The following is an 18542-nucleotide window of genomic DNA, read 5'->3' as shown; positions in this document are numbered from 1 at the left end:
AAAATAAAAGCCATGAATAATAATAAAAACCTATATGCCAAATTAATTCCGGTGATGCTTTGTTTCTTCGCCATGGGGTTTGTTGACTTGGTGGGGATTGCGTCGAACTATGTAAAGGCTGACTTGGATCTCACAGACTCGCAAGCCAATGTCTTCCCCTCACTGGTCTTTTTCTGGTTCCTGATTTTCTCCGTACCTACGGGTGTTCTGATGAATAAGATAGGGCGCAAAAAGACAGTCCTTTTGAGTTTGATAATCACTTTTGCTTCTTTATTGATTCCTGTTTTTGGAGACGGCTATACCCTCATGCTTATTTCCTTCTCTTTGTTGGGGATCGGTAATGCATTGATGCAAACGTCCTTGAATCCGTTGTTGAGTAATATCATTGCCGGGAACAAGCTGGCAAGTACATTGACTTTCGGACAGTTTGTAAAAGCTATAGCTTCTTTTCTGGCCCCTTATATTGCCATGTGGGGAGCTACTCAGACCATTCCTTCTTTCGGATTGGGATGGAGGGTGCTGTTTCCTGTCTATATGGTTATAGCTGTTTTGGCTATTGCCTTGCTGGGTTCCACACCTATCGAGGAGGAGAAGCCCGATAAGGCATCCGGTTTCAAAGCCTGTTTCGCTCTGTTGGGTAAACCGTTTATTTTGCTATCCTTCATTGGCATCATGTGTCATGTGGGCATTGACGTAGGTACCAATACGACTGCTCCCAAAATATTGATGGAGCGTTTGGATATGACATTGGCTGAGGCCGGTTTTGCGACAAGCCTTTACTTTATTTTCCGTACGGTAGGATGTTTTCTCGGAGCATTTATTTTGCAAAAGGTTTCTGCGAAGTCCTTCTTTGCACTCAGTGTAGTGTTTATGTTACTGGCAATGGCGGGACTTTTTATTTTCCATACGGAAACAATTATTTATATTTGTATTGCCATGATTGGTTTCGGTAACTCCAATGTGTTTTCCATTATCTTCTCGCAAGCGTTGTTTGCGATGCCCGATAAGAAAAATGAAGTTTCCGGACTGATGATTATGGGCTTGTTCGGCGGCACGGTATTTCCGTTGGCTATGGGAGTTGCCAGTGACGCGATGGGACAAAGCGGCGCTGTTGCCGTAATGACTGTAGGAGTGATTTACTTGTTATTATATACCTTAAAAATAAAGAAATGACCATGAATAACATTATTGTAGGAATGGGTGAGGCACTATGGGATGTGCTGCCCGAAGGAAAGAAAATTGGTGGTGCTCCGGCAAACTTCGCTTATCATGTATCACAATTCGGTTTCGACAGCCGTGTGGTCAGTGCGATTGGTGATGATAAATTGGGTAATGAGATACTTGAGAACTTTGATAGCAAGAAATTGAATTATTTGATAGAAAAAATTCCTTATCCCACCGGAACTGTGCAAGTGGAACTGGATCCTAATGGGGTACCTATGTATGATATAAAGGAAGGGGTTGCCTGGGATAATATTCCTTTCACTCCCGCTTTGGAGGAACTGGCCCGTAATACCCGTTCGGTATGTTTCGGTTCATTGGCACAGCGCAGTGTCGTTTCACGGGAGACTATCAACCGTTTCTTGGATACCATGCCCGACGGCGAGGGACAGTGCAAAATCTTTGATGTGAATTTGCGTCAGGGATTCTATACGAAGGAGATTCTTTGCAACTCCATGAAAAAATGCAATATTCTGAAGATTAATGATGAAGAACTGGTCACAGTGAGCCGCATGTTCGGTTATCCCGGTATTGATTTGCAGGATAAATGTTGGATTCTGCTGGCTAAATATAATTTGAAGATGCTGATACTTACTTGTGGTGTTAATGGCAGCTATGTCTTTACTCCGGGTGAGATTTCATTTGTAGAGACTCCGAAGGTGGAAGTAGCTGATACGGTGGGAGCTGGTGATTCTTTCACGGCAACGTTTGTGGCAGCCGTGTTGAAAGGAAAATCGGTTGCCGAAGCGCATAAACTGGCGGTTGAGGTTTCTGCTTATGTATGTACACAAAATGGGGCTATGCCCGAATTGCCTGCCCGTTTGAGGGAACAGTTGGTTGATAACGGGTAAACCTGCTAAGGGGCGTTATGAAAGAAGCTATAGGATTTTCAGGCATATTATAGATGCCTGAAATCCATTTTAAATGTCTGAAGAAACTTTTCGAAGAAACAGGAATGGAGTCCTCGATGATTTTTCCAACGTGTGTGGTGCTCTTTTTCCAGCAGATGTTTGTTTCATTAGCGGTTACCTTTTATCTTTGTGTATCCATAAATATTTTGAGGAACATGAAAAACTATCTTTTATTGTCCATTTTATGCCTCGCCGGAATTCTGATGTCGTGCACTCAGAAGCATACGCGTTATCGCATCGGTGTTTCGCAATGCAGTGATGATGAGTGGCGGCACAAAATGAATAATGAAATAGTTCGTGAAGCTTTATTCTATGATGGGGTAGAGGTGGAGATACGTACGGCAAAAGACAATAACCGGAACCAGATAGCGGATATCAAATATTTTATTGATAAGAAAGTGGACCTGCTTATTGTCGCTCCAAACGAAGCGGCAGCCATTACTCCCGTTGTGGAGAAAGCCTATCGGCAGGGAATACCTGTGGTGGTGATTGACCGTAAGATTCTGTCGGACAAGTACACGGCTTTTGTGGGAGCCGATAATTATGAGATTGGAAAAGATGTGGGGCAATACATTCTCAACCGCCTGCATGGAAAAGGGAAAGTCTTGGAGATAACAGGGCTTGAAGGCTCCACGCCTGCTATGGAACGCCATAAGGGGTTGACGGATGTGCTGAAAGAAGAGCCCGGAATTGAAATAACTGCCAGCGTAGATGGAGCCTGGCTGCAAAGTGTGGCAGGTGAGAAAATGGACTCCGTGTTTCAAACTAATAAGAATATAGATTTGGTGTTTGCCCAGAATGACCGCATGGCTATCGGGGCCTATTTGTCCGCCCGTCAGCAACAGTTGGAAAAGGAAATGTTGTTTGTCGGCATTGATGCGCTGCCCGGTAAGGAATATGGAGTGGAACAGATCATAAACGGGGTGCTGGATGCTACATTTATTTATCCGACCGGAGGTGACAAGGTAGTACAGGTGGCGATGGATATTTTGGAGAAACGCCCGTATGAGAGAGATACTAAGTTATCAACAGCTTTGGTTGATAAAACGAATGCCCGGGTGATGCAATTGCAGACAGACCACATTACCGAACAGGATGGAAAGATAGAACGGCTGAATAATCAGGTGAACGAATATCTGTCCAGATACTCTGCCCAAACCATGTTTCTGTATGCCTGTCTGATTATTCTGTTATTGTTTGCTGCCTTATTGGCGATTATTGTCCGTGCCTATTGGACAAAGAACCGGATGAATATGGAACTGTCCCGTCAAAAGAAAAAATTGGAGGAACAACGTGACCAGCTGATTAGCCTTTCCAAACAATTGGAAGAGACGACCCATGCCAAACTGGTTTTCTTTACGAATGTCTCTCATGATTTCCGTACTCCACTCACTTTGGTTGCCGATCCGGTGGAGCAACTATTGGAAGATAAGACATTGACTCCCAGACAACAATCCTTATTAAAGGTGGTGCATAAGAATGTACATATCCTGCTGAGGCTTGTCAACCAGATTCTTGATTTTCGTAAGTATGAAAATGATAAATTGGAATTGGTAAGAGCCAATATGAATCTACGGGTGCAGTTGCAGGAATGGAGTCATTCATTCCAAACTTTGGCTTTGAAAAAGCATATCCATTTTGTATTGGAGGTGAATGATGACCGGGCAGATTATCTGATGGCAGTGGATGCCGAGAAAATGGAACGTGTCTATTTCAACTTATTGTCCAATGCGTTTAAGTTCACACCGGAGAATGGAACCATTACGGTTACACTTTCTACTTTGACGAAGGAGGAAGGTGGGAGATATGCCCGTCTGGTAGTTGCTGACACTGGTTCGGGAATCTCTGTCCAACATATCCGGCATATCTTCGACCGCTTTTATCAGATTGATGTAAACCATGCGGGTTCGGGTATCGGCCTTGCCTTGGCAAAGGCTTTTGTCGAACTGCACGGTGGAGAGATAACGGTGGATAGTGTGGAAGGAAAAGGAACTGTATTTACAGTGGATATCCCTATGACAGTAGTGGAAGAGCCGTCTGCAGACCTCGTGCAGGAACCGCGCATTACACAACAGACGGTGGTGGAGGAGCTGGAGGATATGGAAACAGAAGAGCAGATTCCGGATGAGAATAAAGAATGTATCTTGATAATAGATGATAACGCGGATGTGCGTGACTATGTGAAGTCATTACTAAAAGAAGAATATACAGTGATAGAGGCTCCCGACGGGCGTGCCGGATTAAAGAAAGCCATGAAATATGTGCCCGATGCCATAATCTGTGATGTGATGATGCCGGTGATGGATGGATTGGAGTGTTGCAGAAAGTTGAAAACAGAATTGCAGACTTCCCATATTCCGGTGATGTTGCTCACCGCTTGTTCGTTGGATGAACAGCGGATACAGGGATTTGAGTGTGGGGCGGATTCTTATATCTCCAAACCCTTTAATTCCAAACTGTTGCTGGTACGTCTTCGTAATCTGATGGATAACCATAAGCGGTTGAAACAATTCTTCGGGGATAAGACTACTTTATCTAAAGAACCGGTAAGCGACGTGGATAAAGGCTTTGTTGACCGTTTCAGGGAACTGATAGAAGAAAACTTGGCGGATTCTGAATTAAGTGTGGAAGATTTAGGCAGTAAGATGGGATTAAGCAGAGTGCAGCTTTATCGTAAGATTAAGGCGCTTACCAATTATTCTCCCAATGAATTAGTACGTATTGCCAGATTAAAGAAAGCTGCTTCCTTGCTGGCCTCTTCAGAGAAAACCATATCCGAAATAACGTATGAGGTAGGTTTTACTTCTCCTTCTTATTTTACAAAGTGTTACAAGGATTATTTCGGGGAAAGTCCTACGGACTTCTTGAAACGCAGAGGATAAGAACTATATCCCCCGTAGGGAGTAATGCTTACGCTCTACGGGGGATGTATATTTTAAATCAGCGTTGATAAATCTTTCTCAGCTACGAAAGAGAGATTATTAAGAATAATCACTTCTCTTGCTCTGTCGGGATTATCTGTGCGGAAAATCAATATGCCTTTGTTCCCTAACAAGAAGGAATACAGATAAGTGATTCCTATTTTGGCTTCACTGAAAATGGTGATAGCGTCCGCTGCCCGTCCCGGCTGATTATCCAGTGTGATGGCGAACACATCAGAGAGCGCCACAGATATTCCGGCCTCTTTCAGTGTTTCGTATGCGCGTTTGGGTTCCGAGCAGATGATACGGTAAATGCCATATTCCACTGTATCGGCAATAGTGGAGGCAATCAGTTGTATGCCTGCTTCTTTTAATAAGTTCAATACCCTTTGTAGAGTCCCCGATTTATTTTCAATGAAGACGGATAATTGTTGTATAGTCATAAACTTATTTTTTAAAAGGTTTTACGTAAGTCTTTCACGCGGACAGCTTTGCCTTCTGGTTTAGGGAGTGTTCCTTTGGGTACCAGTTTCACACGTGGGGTAACTAATATTTCATCTTTCAATTGGCGAGTGATTTCACGGGTCAATGATTGCAGACGCCCGTAATCGTCAGTGAACAGTTGGCTTAATTCCACTTCTACGGTCATCTCATCATTTGATTCGGCAGTTTCAAGTGTAATCAGATAATCACTGCCCAATTCTTTGAATTGTAACAAAATTGTTTCAATCTGAATGGGGAAGATATTGACCCCTTTCAGGATAATCATATCGTCACTGCGTCCTTTCATTCTGTCCAGACGTTTGTGATGACGGCCACAAGGACATTCGCCCGGCAGAATACGGGTAAGGTCACGGGTGCGGTATCTCAGTAAAGGCATCGCTTCACGATTGATCGTGGTCAACACCAGCTCACCCACTTCCCCTTCGGGTACGGGTTCCAAAGTGTCGGGGTTGATTATTTCTACGATATAATAATCTTCCCATATATGCAGGCCGTTCTGTTCCTGACATTCAAAAGCCACACCGGGACCGCACATTTCGGACATGCCGAAAGAATTGTAAGCTTTTACGCCTAACATATCTTCGATGCGGCGGCGTTGTTCTTCAGAGTGAGGTTCTGCTCCGATAATCAATGTCTTCAGTTTGGTATCACGGCGAGGGTCAATCCCCATTTCCTGCATTACCTCATACATACGGGCTGCATAGCTGGGAATGGCATGCAGGGCAGTGGTTCCGAAATCTGAGATAAACTTTAACTGGCGCTTGGTGTTTCCGGCAGCGGCAGGTACGGTTAACATTCCCAGCCTTTCGGCACCATATTGAAAACCTAGTCCGCCAGTGAACATGCCATAACCGGAAGAGTTTTGGAAAACATCACCTGGACGCAATCCTACCATATAAAGACAACGGGCGACTGCATTGGCCCATTCGTCAAGGTCTTTCTGAGTATGGAGAATGACAGTGGGGTTTCCGGTGGTTCCACTGGATGAGTGAAGGCGGACGGTTTTTTCCAAAGGTACGGATGCCAGTCCGAAGGGATAGGTATCACGTAAATCTTGTTTGGTAGTAAACGGAATTTTTTGTAAATCATCCAGTGAACGGATATCTTCCGGGCTCAGATGACTCTCGGCAAATCGTTGTTTATAGAAAGGGGAATTCATGCAATGACGGACAGTCTTTTGCAAGCGTTCCAATTGCAATTTCTCTATTTCCGGCCGTGTCAGAGTTTCTAACTCTTTGTGTAAATACATAGCATTTTCTGTTTAGTTGGTTATTAGTCCGACAAAAATAGAAAAAAATATAATGCGGTTGGGAATAAGCTGACAAAATATGTATCTTTGGGGGATTTTAATTTAAAAATGTGATGAAAAAGACTTTATTTATAATAGGTATGTTGTTGTGCGTGTTTTCGTTGCACGCTCAGGATATGAAAACTCTCTTTATCGCTATGCCTGATTCGATAGCTCCTTTATTGACAAAGGTAAATCGCGAGGATTGTGTGGATTTTCTGGCAAGTAATATGAAGGCGGAGGTCAAGAACCGTTTTGGAAAGGTGTCCGAGCTGAAAAAGTTGACTGACGATTATTTGTTTCTGCAGACCACGGGAAGTAGTTCTATGGAAATGAAACTGTTGCCCTTGAATGATTCCGTAAAGGTGATTTGTGTGATCAATACAGTTTGTGGTCCGGTTTGTGATAGTGAAATTCGTTTTTATAGTACACGGTGGGAGCAACTGGCGGAAAGTGATTTTATCCGGCTTCCTTCTGTCGAGGCTTTTTATCTGCCGGTAGATACGCTGACTGATGAGGCTTATGTTGCGATTAGAGAGAAAGCAGATATGGAACTGGTGAAAGCTACTTTGTCTGAGGACAAGTCAATCATCTCTTTTACTTATACTACTCCGGAATATCTGGCAAAGACAGAAAGAGAAAAATTGGCAGTGTATATCAAGAAAGAGCCGGTGATATATGAATGGAAAGAAGGAAAGTTTAGTGCATTCCCCTAAAGGGAGTGCAATGTGTTTCAATATAAAAAGGCTGCAACTCAATGAGTTTGCAGCCTTTTTATATTGAAACTTATGTGTAAGTTACAATTTACTTTTTCATACGGTTACCGTAGCGGCTCATGAACTTATCAACACGACCTGCTGTATCCACCAATTTAGATTTACCAGTGTAGAACGGGTGTGATGTATTAGAAATTTCCAGTTTTACCAACGGATAAGTTTCACCTTCGAATTCGATGGTTTCTTTTGTGCTACAAGTTGAACGTGACAAAAATACATCGCCGTTTGACATATCTTTAAATACAACCGGACGATAGTTTTCAGGATGAAGACCTTTTTTCATTTCAGTATATTCTTTTATTGTTATTATTTTACTTATTTGGTAAACAAATTGGGTGTAATGGTCCATTTTGGACCGCAAAGATACGGCTTTTCTTTGAAATAGAAAAAACTTCGGGCTATTTTTTCTTCTAAACCCCTTATTTTCTTCTTTTATAGTATTGTAAGGTAGACATTACAATGTAATTAGTTTATGCGTTCAAGCGAAGAAAATAGTTAATAAAATCATTTTTTATGAGATATTTTTGGTGTGAACTTGCCATAGTTAGCGCATTTATGATTACTTTTGCAGTGGAATTTAATTCACTAACAATTATAAATATTAGAACAATGGTTAATTACAAAGATTTAGGTCTGGTAAACACTAGAGATATGTTTGCTAAGGCTATCAAAGGTGGATATGCAATTCCTGCATTCAACTTCAACAATATGGAACAGATGCAGGCTATCATCAAAGCTGCAGTAGAAACAAAATCTCCGGTTATTTTGCAGGTTTCAAAAGGTGCTCGTCAGTATGCTAACGCTACTTTGTTGCGTTACATGGCTCAGGGTGCTGTAGAATATGCAAAAGAATTAGGTTGTGCAAAACCTGAAATCGTTCTTCATCTGGACCACGGAGATACTTTCGAAACTTGCAAGAGCTGTATCGACTCAGGTTTCTCTTCTGTAATGATCGACGGTTCTCATCTGCCTTATGAAGAAAACGTAGCTTTGACAAAGAAGGTGGTTGACTACGCTCATCAGTTTGATGTAACTGTAGAAGGTGAATTGGGTGTATTGGCCGGTGTGGAAGATGAAGTTTCTTCTGATCATCATACTTATACTGACCCTGAAGAAGTAATTGATTTTGCAACTCGTACAGGTTGCGACTCATTGGCTATCTCTATCGGTACTTCTCACGGTGCATACAAATTTACTCCGGAACAGTGTCACATTGATCCTGCTACAGGTCGTATGGTTCCTCCTCCTTTGGCATTCGAAGTATTGGATGCTGTAATGGAAAAACTTCCGGGATTCCCCATCGTTCTTCATGGTTCTTCATCAGTTCCTCAGGAAGAAGTTGAGACAATCAACAAGTATGGTGGTGCATTGAAGGCTGCTATCGGTATCCCTGAAGAAGAATTGCGAAAGGCTGCCAAGTCTGCTGTTTGCAAAATCAACATTGACTCAGACTCTCGTCTGGCTATGACTGCTGCTGTTCGCAAAGTATTTGCTGAAAAACCAGCTGAATTTGACCCTCGTAAGTACTTAGGTCCGGCTCGTGACAATATGGAAAAACTGTACAAGCACAAAATTATTAACGTGCTGGGTTCAGACAATAAATTGGCTGAATAATTAATTCACCCTATATAAACAGGAAAAAGCTGCTTTCAATAAAGAAAGCAGCTTTTTTTGTTTTAAGACTGGTTTCGGTATTGAAGAGGGGATTTGCCTGTATGTTTCTTGAAATAGCGGCCAAAAAAAGATTGGTCAGGGAAAGATAATCGGTTGGAGATCTCTTGAATACTTAGGGACGTGGATTGTAATAATGCTTTAATCTCAAGAATTACATGTCGGTCAATAATGCTTTTGGCTGTGTTGCCGGATACGTTTTGTACGATTGTGGAAAGGTAACGGGGAGTGATGAACAGTTCGGCTGCATAAAAAGATACTTCACGTTGGGTGGTACAATGTTTATGAATCAATTGGATGAAACGTTTGAATATCTCTTCCTGACGATTTATTCCTTCGGTCTTTTTTTGCAGGAACAGGTGTTGGGTCTTGTCATAGAAGTCCAGAATGAAGTTTTGAATGAAATTTTTGAAGATCTGAATGCGGAAACTATTATCCCTGTCTTCATAAAGATCTTTCATGACCAAGCTGAGCCCGATGAATGGTTTTACACGTTCTTCAGGGATGACAATGCATGGATGCTCTTTTAGAAAGTGAAAGAAGGAGGGATCCAGACGTGAGGTGATCTCCCTGAAAAGGGTGTCGGAAAAAACAATATAGGAAACGGTAAAATCATGGCTGGCGCAGGTACAATTGAAGATACTGCCGGGGAGAAGCAGAAGTTGGGTGTTCTCCGTCACTTCGTACGCCTGCAAATCAATTTCTATGTGGGCTTTTCCGCTACGGCAATGAAAAATAGATGCGTCTGCTAACTTCATAATCTGATTGGAGCATATATCTATACTTTCTTCTATTCCGGTGATAAACGGTTCATTCTCTGGTAAACTCAATATTTCCATGTTTATTCTTGTTTTGATGCAAAATTAACTATTATTTTTGTTATAATAGGAAATATGTTCTGAATTTGAACAATGGTGACTAATAATTGAATGTGTCGGCTTGAGAAATTCCATCTACCTTTGCGTCCGAAATTAAAAGATTGGAATATGATGACATTGAACAGAAAATGGATGCGACTAATAGTATTAGTTGGTTGTGCTGCTTTGACAGCGTCGTGTAAACAGGCGCCTGTTGCACAAATGGAGGCGGAATATGCGGTATTGAAAGTATCGCCGTCGGATAAAGTTTTGTCTACTACTTATTCGGCTACGATCCGCGGACGTCAGGATATTGATATTTATCCGCAAGTTTCCGGTTTCCTAACACAACTTTGTGTGGAGGAAGGACAGGCAGTACGTAAAGGACAAATCTTATTTATTATTGATCAAGTACCTTATAAGGCGGCATTGGAAACTGCTGTGGCTAATGTGGAATCGGCGAAAGCCGGATTGGCAACAGCACAGTTGACATACGATAGCAAGAAAGAATTGTTTGCAAAGAAAGTAGTTTCTGAATTTGATTTGAAGACGGCAGAAAATTCATGGCTTACTGCCAAGGCCCAGTTGGCCCAGGCGAAAGCGCAGGAGGTGAGTGCTCGCAATAATCTTTCGTATACAGAAGTGAAAAGTCCTGCGGATGGAGTGATTGGTACATTGCCTTATCGGGTAGGTGCATTGGTTAGTGCCAGTTTGCCACAACCGTTGACTACGGTTTCTGATAATTCGGATATGTATGTTTATTTTTCGATGACTGAAAATCAATTGTTGGCTCTGACCCGTCAATATGGTTCCAAAGCAGAAGCGTTGAAAAATATGCCGGAAGTGGAACTGCAATTGAATGACAAGTCTATGTATGGCGAAAAGGGGCGTATTGAAACCATCAGTGGGGTGGTAGACCGTAATACGGGTACCGCGAGTCTGCGTGCCGTATTCCCGAATAAGAATGGGTTGCTGTATAGCGGAACATCGGGAAATGTGATCCTTCCGGTTACGATGAAAGGAAGTTTGGTTATTCCTCAGGCTACAACTTTTGAAATTCAGGATATTACATATGTATATAAAGTCGTGGACGGCAAGGCACAATCAGCTCCTGTTAGTGTGACCCGTGTAAATGGAGGACAGGAATATATCGTGAACGATGGATTGAAAGAGGGAGATATCATTGTTGCAGAAGGCGTAGGCTTGCTGCGTGAAGGTACTCCGGTTAAAGTAAAACAAAACTAAGAAGAAAATGAATTTAAGAACCTTTATAGAACGCCCCATCCTGTCGGCTGTTATTTCTATTTCGATAGTAGTAGTGGGGATTATCGGGTTGTTCACTTTGCCCGTCGAGCAATACCCGGATATAGCTCCGCCTACCATTCAGGTAAGCACTTCTTATTTCGGTGCCAGTGCGGAAACTCTTCAGAAGAGTGTTATCGCTCCGTTGGAGGAAGCGATTAACGGTGTGGAAAATATGACTTATATGACTTCTACCGCTTCAAATGCCGGAGTTGTAGATATTACTGTGTATTTTAAACAAGGGACAGATCCTGATATGGCGGCTGTTAATGTGCAAAATCGTGTATCCAAGGCAACCGGACAGCTTCCTGCCGAAGTGACTCAGGTGGGTGTGACTACCTCAAAGCGGCAGACCAGTATTTTGCAGATGTTCTCACTATATAGTCCGGATGATTCGTATGATGAGAAATTCTTGTCCAACTATATCAGTATTAATTTGAAACCTGCAATTCTTCGTATCCAGGGTGTGGGTGATATGATGATTATGGGTGGTGACTATAGTATGCGTATCTGGATGAAGCCTGACGTGATGGCCCAGTATAAATTGATTCCATCGGATGTGACACAAGTGTTGGCTGAACAGAATATTGAATCGGCTACCGGCTCATTCGGCGAAAACTCTGATGAAACTTATCAATATACAATGAAGTACAAAGGTCGTTTGATTACTCCGGAAGAGTTTGGGGAAATTGTGATCCGGTCTTCGGATAATGGCGAAGTGTTGAAGCTGAAAGAAATTGCCGATATAGAGATGGGCGAGGAAAGCTATGCCTATCACGGGGCTATGAATGGTCATCCTGGTATTTCCTGTATGATTTTTCAGACGGCAGGATCTAATGCAACAGAAGTAAATAATAATATTGATGCCTTTTTGGAAGAAGCAAAGAAAGATCTGCCCAAAGGGGTGGAGATGGTTCAGGTAATGAGCTCCAATGACTTTTTGTATGCATCTATTCATGAGGTGATAAAGACCTTGTTTGAGGCCATTTTTTTGGTAATCTTAATTGTATATGTATTCTTGCAGGATATTCGTTCTACTATTATTCCGTTGGTGGGGATCATTGTATCCTTGATTGGTACATTTGCTTTTATGTCCATAGCAGGATTCAGTATCAACCTGATTACCCTGTTTGCTTTGGTGTTGGTGATCGGTACGGTGGTGGATGATGCTATCGTTGTCGTCGAGGCGGTGCAGGCGCGTTTTGATGTGGGGTATCGTTCTTCTTATATGGCTAGTATTGATGCGATGAAGGGGATTAGTAATGCGGTCATTTCTTCCTCGTTGGTATTTATGGCTGTGTTTATTCCGGTTTCGTTTATGAGTGGAACTTCCGGTACTTTCTATACTCAGTTTGGTTTGACTATGGCGGTTGCCGTAGGTATCTCTGCCGTCAATGCACTGACTTTGAGTCCGGCGCTGTGTGCTTTGTTCTTGAAACCGTATATCAATGAGGATGGGACAGAAAAAAATAATTTTGCAGCACGTTTCCGTAAAGCGTTCAATGCTGCTTTCGATGCAATGATTGAAAGATATAAGAAAGGGGTATTGTTCTTTATTAAACGCAAATGGATGGTATGGACACTTCTTGTGGCTTCGGTAGTACTATTGGCTTTCTTAATGAATACAACTAAAACCAGTTTGGTGCCTGATGAAGACCAGGGGGTTGTATTTGTGAATGTCAGCACGGCGGCAGGTAGTTCATTAAAAACGACTAATGACGTAATGATGCGTATTGAAAAGCGCATGATGGATATTCCTCAGGTGCTGCATGTGCAGCGTGTGGCAGGTTATGGTCTGCTAGCCGGACAGGGTAATTCTTTTGGTATGTTGATTCTGAAGCTGAAACCTTGGGATGAGCGTGAAGGAAAGGAAAATGATGTTCAGGCTGTAATCGGACAAGTGTATGGTCGTACGGCGGATATCAAGGATGCCAGTATATTTGCTATTTCTCCGGGTATGATTCCGGGGTATGGTATGGGTAATGCGTTGGAACTCCATATGCAGGATAAACAAGGTGGTGATGTGGGCACTTTCTTCAATACCACTCAACAATATCTGGGTGCTCTGAACCAACGTCCCGAGATCGCGATGGCATACTCTACTTTTGATATCCGTTATCCGCAATGGACGGTAGAAGTGGATGCGTCCAAATGTAAGCGTGCCGGTATCACTCCGGATGCTGTGCTAAGCACATTGTCTGGCTATTATGGTGGGCAGTATGTCTCAAATTTTAATCGTTTTTCTAAAGTGTATAAGGTTATGATTCAGGCAGATCCGAAATATCGTGTGGATGAAAGCTCATTGAATAATATCTTTGTGCGTATGTCTAATGGCGAGATGGCTCCTCTCAGCCAGTTTGTGACATTGACCCGCAGTTATGGGGCAGAATCGTTGAGCCGTTTTAATATGTTCAACTCTATTGCTGTAAATGCAATGCCTGCCGAAGGGTATAGTACCGGTGATGCTATCCGTGCCGTTCAGGAAACTGCCGTACAGGCACTTCCCAAAGGTTTTGGGTACGATTTTGGTGGTATTACTCGTGAAGAGACCGACCAAGGAGGTACTACCATTATCATCTTTGCTATCTGTTTCTTGATGATTTACCTGATTTTAAGTGCACTTTATGAAAGTTTCCTCATTCCGTTTGCAGTGTTGTTGTCTGTTCCGTTTGGGTTGATGGGTAGCTTCCTGTTTGCAAAGATGATGGGACTGGAGAACAATATTTATTTGCAGACTGGTTTGATTATGTTGATTGGTTTGCTTGCTAAGACTGCCATTTTGTTGACCGAGTACGCCGCCGAGCGTCGTAAGGCAGGTATGAGTCTGACTTCCGCCGCACTTTCTGCCGCCAAAGCCCGTTTGCGTCCTATCTTGATGACGGCTGGAACAATGATTTTCGGTCTGTTCCCGTTGATGGTTGCCAGTGGAGTAGGTGCTAATGGAAACAGTTCACTGGGAACAGGTACTGTGGGTGGTATGGTGATCGGTACGCTGGCGTTGCTGTTTATTGTACCTTCTTTGTTTATCGTATTCCAATATTTACAGGAAAAGGTACGTCCTATTCAGTTTCAGCCGGCGGCCGATTGGCAGATTCAAGAGGAATGTGTAGAAGCAAAAGAAGAAAGACAACACCACATTGAAAGCAAAAACGAAGAGAAAAAATGAAAAAACAGATCATCACTCTGACTGTCGCAGCACTCACACTGAGTAGCTGCGGCATATATACCAAATATAAACCTGCAACCGAAGTGCCCGATAATTTGTATGGGGAAGAGGTGGCGGTTGCTGATACCGTGGATAATATCGGCAATCTGAGCTGGCAGGAGATTTTTACTGATCCGCGGCTTCAGGAATTGATAGAGCAAGGCTTGCGGAACAATACGGATTTGCAGTCAGCACAATGGCGTGTGAAGGAGGCGGAAGCTGCTATGCTGTCAGCCAAATTGGCTTATCTGCCTTCTTTCGCTCTGTCACCTCAGGGGACAGCAAGTAGTTTTGACAAAGGAAAAGCTGCACAAACTTATACTTTACCAGTCGCGGCAAGTTGGGAAATTGATATTTTCGGCCGTATCCGTAATGCGAAACGCCAGGCGAAAGCATTGCTGGAACAGAGCCGTGACTATAAACAGGCTGTCCGGACACAGCTGATAGCCGGTATAGCTAATACTTACTATACCTTACTGATGCTGGACAATCAGCTGGCCATCTCTGTCCGGACTGAAAAGTCTTGGAAAGAAACCGTAGATGCGACCCGTGCTCTGATGGAAGCCGGATTGGCAAATGAAGCTGCCGTTTCACAAATGGAAGCTACATACTATACTATATGTACTTCAGTTCTTGATCTGAAAGAACAAATTAACCAGGTAGAAAACAGTTTGTCGTTGTTGTTGGCTGAACCTCCTCATGCTATTAAGAGAACGGGCACATGGGACAGCTCTTACATGTTGAAGGAACATTTCCCGGTAGGCATCCCTGTGCAAATGCTTGCCAACCGTCCCGATGTACGCAGTGCGGAGCGTTCGTTGGAAGCAGCTTTCTATGCCACAAATCAGGCTCGTTCCGCCTTTTATCCTTCTATTGTTTTAAGTGGAAGTGCGGGATGGACTAATTCTGCAGGAAGTATGATTGTCAATCCGGGCAAGTTCATTGCAACGGCGGTAGCTTCGTTAACCCAGCCACTTTTTAATAAAGGTGCGAACATAGCACAGCTAAAGATAGCTAAAGCTCAGCAAGAAGAAGCAAAACTGAGTTTTCAACAGGCTTTGTTGAATGCAGGAAGTGAAGTGAACGAGGCTTTGGTGAAATATCAGACGGCCCGTGATAAATCAGCTTATTATGATAAACAAATAAATTCATTAAATAAAGCTTTGGAAAGTACCTCTTTGCTGATGCAACATGGGAATACAACTTATCTGGAAGTTTTGACGGCTCAGCAGACTCTGCTTAATGCGGAGTTAACTCAGGTTGCTAACCGTTTTACTGAAATGCAAGGCGTAATCAATCTCTATCAGGCATTGGGTGGAGGTCGTGACTAATTTAGCATACTGTTATCTTCAACGTGTTGAAGAAAGAGAACGCTGCTCTCCGTGAGGAAAGCAGCGTTCTTTTATGGTTGTCAAGGTCCTACTATAACACAAACCGGATTAGATTCTTCATTGATTTCCTGTAAAAAGCTTAGCTTTCCTTCTTGGACAATTCCCGGATTTTTATCCATCCATTCGTCTATTTTCCCTATCTCCAATAAAGCGGCATACTCTCCTTCTTCTGTACAAGTGATGGGATAGAAAGGCATGAAATGCGTCAGGTCATCTGTCAGCCCCACAGTGGCATCATTCATATAAGTAATATGTTTTTCTTTGTCGTAAATACCGTAGAACGGTTTTTTCTTATCGTATAATCCTTGTAGAGATATAAAGAAGAGATGGTTGGGAGTTTCCAGAATACTGGTTATAACGATGTATTTGTCTGTATCTTCTTTTTGTCCCATTTTCTCAGCTGGGAAATGCCATTGTCTGGTATGGAAGGTGGTATGGACAGTAGCTTCGTGTCCTTTGATGTCATAGATTGTGTCATTGAACGCTTTTCTGAAACGTATGCTGCCGTTACTCAGCCAAAGTGAAGGCTGGTCTATAGGAAGAACGGTCATTGTTCCATTCTGGTAATTTATATATATTAATCCTCCTATGTTAGCGTTGCCGGGTAATTGCTTGAATATGTTGATGCTGGATATCTGATCCATGCCCATAGGGTTACCTGGATTGGCAAATTCCGGCAATGAGTCTTTTATTTCTCCCTGTTCGTTGAAGTAAAGTAACGCACTTGCTTGCGGTTGTCCTATTCCTTCTCCATAATGAGCAAGAATAAGGGAGTCGGAAAAAGTGAAGTAAAGGGATGGGGAAATCTTTTGTGGCAGGTTTACTTGCCCTAGATAATTACCTTTTGTGTCGTATTTTACCAACTTGTCGGGTTGGCGATAAAAGTAGAGATTGTTGGTATGGGGGTGAATAAAGCAGCTGGCATTGCTGTATCCTTTTGGATCTTCCCCTTTGTGCCCGATGCTGCCAAGATATTTTCCGGTTTGTTTGTCGAATGACAGGCATTGTCCGTTGGTAGAGACAAAGATACGGCCTTTAGATAGTTTGATGGAATAAGAGTTGCCAATCAGGGATGAGTCTGTTGTTTCTAAAGGGATATAACGGATCTGTTTTCCCAATTGGGAGATCTTTAATTCTGTGAGGTGTTCCAGACTTGCGGCAATGTCAATTGCATTCGGGGCATTTGCCTTGTTTTGGGGGGCACAGGAGCCTAATAATAGGAGCAGGCCGCCTAGCATGATTTGCTTCTTCATAGTAGTATTGTTTTATGAAAGAAAAGAAGTTGTTTGCATGGACAACTTCTTTTCTTTGTGTTTAAATGATGTTGTGTTTGTTATCTTGCTGCAAAAAACAAAGAGTTTCCTATAGCTATTCTTGCGGTAGCAATACCTTGTGCATCAGGAATGACAGTCATGGAGGTTCCGTTTTGCAGGCTCAAAGTAGCTGTCCCGTCTTCGTTCATTTTCACAAGTTCGAAGCTCTGTTCGCCAGAAACAGCGTTCCATGTATTGTTTTCTTTGTTGTAGACCAAATCTACAGATTTGTCTTCTCCTTTTTTGGTAATGGTATAACCGTTTTCGTTGGTTTTAACCAAGTATTCGCCATTTTCTCCTTGCACTGTTTTTACTTCACCGATAGAAGCTGTAGGGTTAGAGCCGCTCCAGAATTCGATGGAATTTAAAACCAATACATCCGCCAGATAAGCAATTTCATAAACAGGGACAATATGGAAAGCGAGAAAGATAAGTTCGTTGACAAACTTGTTGCTTACTCCCTGATTCCAGTCTTTCAAACTATTCCATAATCCGAAAGAACCGATGCATGATGAAAATAAGACGCTGCCACTCAACGTGGCGCAAACAAGAAATGTTTTGCTTTTTTTCATGATCAATAAAGTTAAGTTTATAAAAAGTAATTTTATGACGATTTCCTACAATAAAACGATTTAATCGTCACGCAAAGATAGAACTTTTTTATGGAAAGAGGCTTCTCTACCTAAAAAACTGTATCTTTGTAAGCTGAACATGAAAAACTATTAATCAAAAATCTTATAAAAGAATGAAAGAACAAATTCAAAAAAAGCTCAATGACTCCAAGGCTCTTCGGTGGAGTGTGTTGGCGCTGGTGGCCTTCACCATGCTATGCGGTTATTTTTTGACCGATGTAATGTCCCCCTTAAAACCGATGCTTGAAAAGGAGCTGCTGTGGGATAGTCTGGATTATGGTATTTTTACCAGTGCATACGGTTGGTTCAATGTTTTTGCCTTTATGCTTATTATCGGTGGTATCATTCTGGATAAGATGGGAGTGCGTTTTACTGGGATGGGAGCATGCCTTTTGATGGTGTTGGGCTGTGGATTAAAATATTATGCTATTTCTACTACATTTGCTGAGGGAAGCACTTTGCTTGGAATGAAAACCCAGGTAGGAATGGCTGCGTTGGGATATGCTATATTTGGTGTCGGTGTAGAGATTGCAGGTATCACGGTCTCAAA

Annotated in this window: 14 protein-coding genes and 1 pseudogene; 9 read left to right on the top strand and 6 right to left on the bottom strand. The window is 42.5% G+C overall.

Features of this window, described 5'->3' with window-relative positions; genetic code table 11:
* Positions 1–12: 12 nt before the first annotated feature.
* The 3 genes from AB5935_RS08010 to AB5935_RS08000 all read left to right on the top strand — a co-directional run bounded on the left by AB5935_RS08010 (position 13) and on the right by AB5935_RS08000 (position 5014).
* A complete protein-coding gene (locus AB5935_RS08010) occupies positions 13–1173 on the top strand; it encodes an MFS transporter (protein WP_038611401.1) in 1161 nt (386 codons plus the stop codon).
* 2 nt (positions 1174–1175) lie between these two features.
* The gene (locus AB5935_RS08005) at positions 1176–2072 is read left to right on the top strand and encodes a carbohydrate kinase family protein (RefSeq protein ID WP_038612612.1); all 897 of its coding nucleotides are present in this window, start codon (positions 1176–1178) and stop codon (positions 2070–2072) included.
* A gap of 215 nt (positions 2073–2287) precedes the next feature.
* Positions 2288–5014, top strand: a complete 2727-nt coding sequence (locus AB5935_RS08000) for a substrate-binding domain-containing protein (protein ID WP_368327388.1) — start codon at positions 2288–2290, stop codon at positions 5012–5014.
* A 53-nt stretch (positions 5015–5067) separates the two neighbouring features.
* On the opposite strand, the gene AB5935_RS07995 is transcribed toward AB5935_RS08000, so the two are convergent.
* The gene (locus AB5935_RS07995; RefSeq protein ID WP_007842211.1) at positions 5068–5496 is read right to left on the bottom strand and encodes an amino acid-binding protein; all 429 of its coding nucleotides are present in this window, start codon (positions 5494–5496) and stop codon (positions 5068–5070) included.
* A gap of 11 nt (positions 5497–5507) precedes the next feature.
* Complete coding sequence (locus AB5935_RS07990; protein WP_007831380.1) at positions 5508–6806, bottom strand: phenylacetate--CoA ligase family protein; 1299 nt, start codon at positions 6804–6806, stop codon at positions 5508–5510.
* Positions 6807–6919: 113 nt separating this feature from the next.
* Between AB5935_RS07990 and AB5935_RS07985 the strand changes: the two genes are divergently transcribed.
* Positions 6920–7561, top strand: coding sequence for a DUF3256 family protein (locus tag AB5935_RS07985; protein WP_007831381.1), 642 nt, complete (start codon positions 6920–6922; stop codon positions 7559–7561).
* An 88-nt stretch (positions 7562–7649) separates the two neighbouring features.
* On the opposite strand, the gene AB5935_RS07980 is transcribed toward AB5935_RS07985, so the two are convergent.
* Positions 7650–7904, bottom strand: a complete 255-nt coding sequence (locus tag AB5935_RS07980; RefSeq protein WP_007842212.1) for a type B 50S ribosomal protein L31 — start codon at positions 7902–7904, stop codon at positions 7650–7652.
* A 326-nt stretch (positions 7905–8230) separates the two neighbouring features.
* On the opposite strand from AB5935_RS07980, the gene AB5935_RS07975 reads away from it, so the two are divergent.
* Complete coding sequence (locus AB5935_RS07975) at positions 8231–9235, top strand: class II fructose-bisphosphate aldolase (RefSeq protein WP_008656740.1); 1005 nt, start codon at positions 8231–8233, stop codon at positions 9233–9235.
* 62 nt (positions 9236–9297) lie between these two features.
* Here the strand turns inward: AB5935_RS07975 and AB5935_RS07970 are convergent, their stop codons facing one another.
* A complete protein-coding gene (locus tag AB5935_RS07970; protein WP_007842213.1) occupies positions 9298–10131 on the bottom strand; it encodes an AraC family transcriptional regulator in 834 nt (277 codons plus the stop codon).
* Positions 10132–10278: 147 nt separating this feature from the next.
* On the opposite strand from AB5935_RS07970, the gene AB5935_RS07965 reads away from it, so the two are divergent.
* Genes AB5935_RS07965 through AB5935_RS07955 form a run of 3 tightly spaced genes read left to right on the top strand, consistent with a single transcriptional unit; the run spans position 10279 to position 15987 of the window.
* Positions 10279–11394, top strand: coding sequence for an efflux RND transporter periplasmic adaptor subunit (locus AB5935_RS07965; protein ID WP_048919107.1), 1116 nt, complete (start codon positions 10279–10281; stop codon positions 11392–11394).
* A gap of 7 nt (positions 11395–11401) precedes the next feature.
* The gene (locus AB5935_RS07960; RefSeq protein ID WP_007851124.1) at positions 11402–14617 is read left to right on the top strand and encodes an efflux RND transporter permease subunit; all 3216 of its coding nucleotides are present in this window, start codon (positions 11402–11404) and stop codon (positions 14615–14617) included.
* A complete protein-coding gene (locus AB5935_RS07955; protein WP_007831388.1) occupies positions 14614–15987 on the top strand; it encodes a TolC family protein in 1374 nt (457 codons plus the stop codon). The genes AB5935_RS07960 and AB5935_RS07955 overlap by 4 nt, the downstream gene beginning before the upstream one ends.
* 80 nt (positions 15988–16067) lie before the next feature.
* Here AB5935_RS07955 and AB5935_RS07950 read toward each other — a convergent pair whose 3' ends face one another.
* Together AB5935_RS07950 and AB5935_RS07945 are read right to left on the bottom strand one after the other, a co-directional pair.
* Positions 16068–17300 carry a DUF4934 domain-containing protein gene (locus tag AB5935_RS07950; RefSeq protein WP_038605558.1) on the bottom strand — a complete coding sequence of 411 codons (1233 nt, stop codon included), beginning with the start codon at positions 17298–17300 and terminating at the stop codon, positions 16068–16070.
* Between the two features lie 80 nt (positions 17301–17380).
* Positions 17381–17932: a DUF3332 domain-containing protein gene (locus AB5935_RS07945; protein ID WP_038605561.1), complete on the bottom strand. Its 552-nt coding sequence runs from the start codon at positions 17930–17932 to the stop codon at positions 17381–17383.
* A gap of 173 nt (positions 17933–18105) precedes the next feature.
* On the opposite strand from AB5935_RS07945, the pseudogene AB5935_RS07940 reads away from it, so the two are divergent.
* Positions 18106–18542 (top strand): annotated as a pseudogene (locus AB5935_RS07940) (MFS transporter); the annotation flags it as partial.

It is taken from the genome of Phocaeicola sp. RTP21198st1_B8_RTP21198_201120 (assembly GCF_040929485.1).
Classification (GTDB): Bacteria; Bacteroidota; Bacteroidia; order Bacteroidales; family Bacteroidaceae; genus Phocaeicola; species Phocaeicola dorei.
The sequence above is the reverse complement of the archived record's forward strand: the minus strand, read 5'-3'. Positions and strand labels throughout refer to the sequence as shown.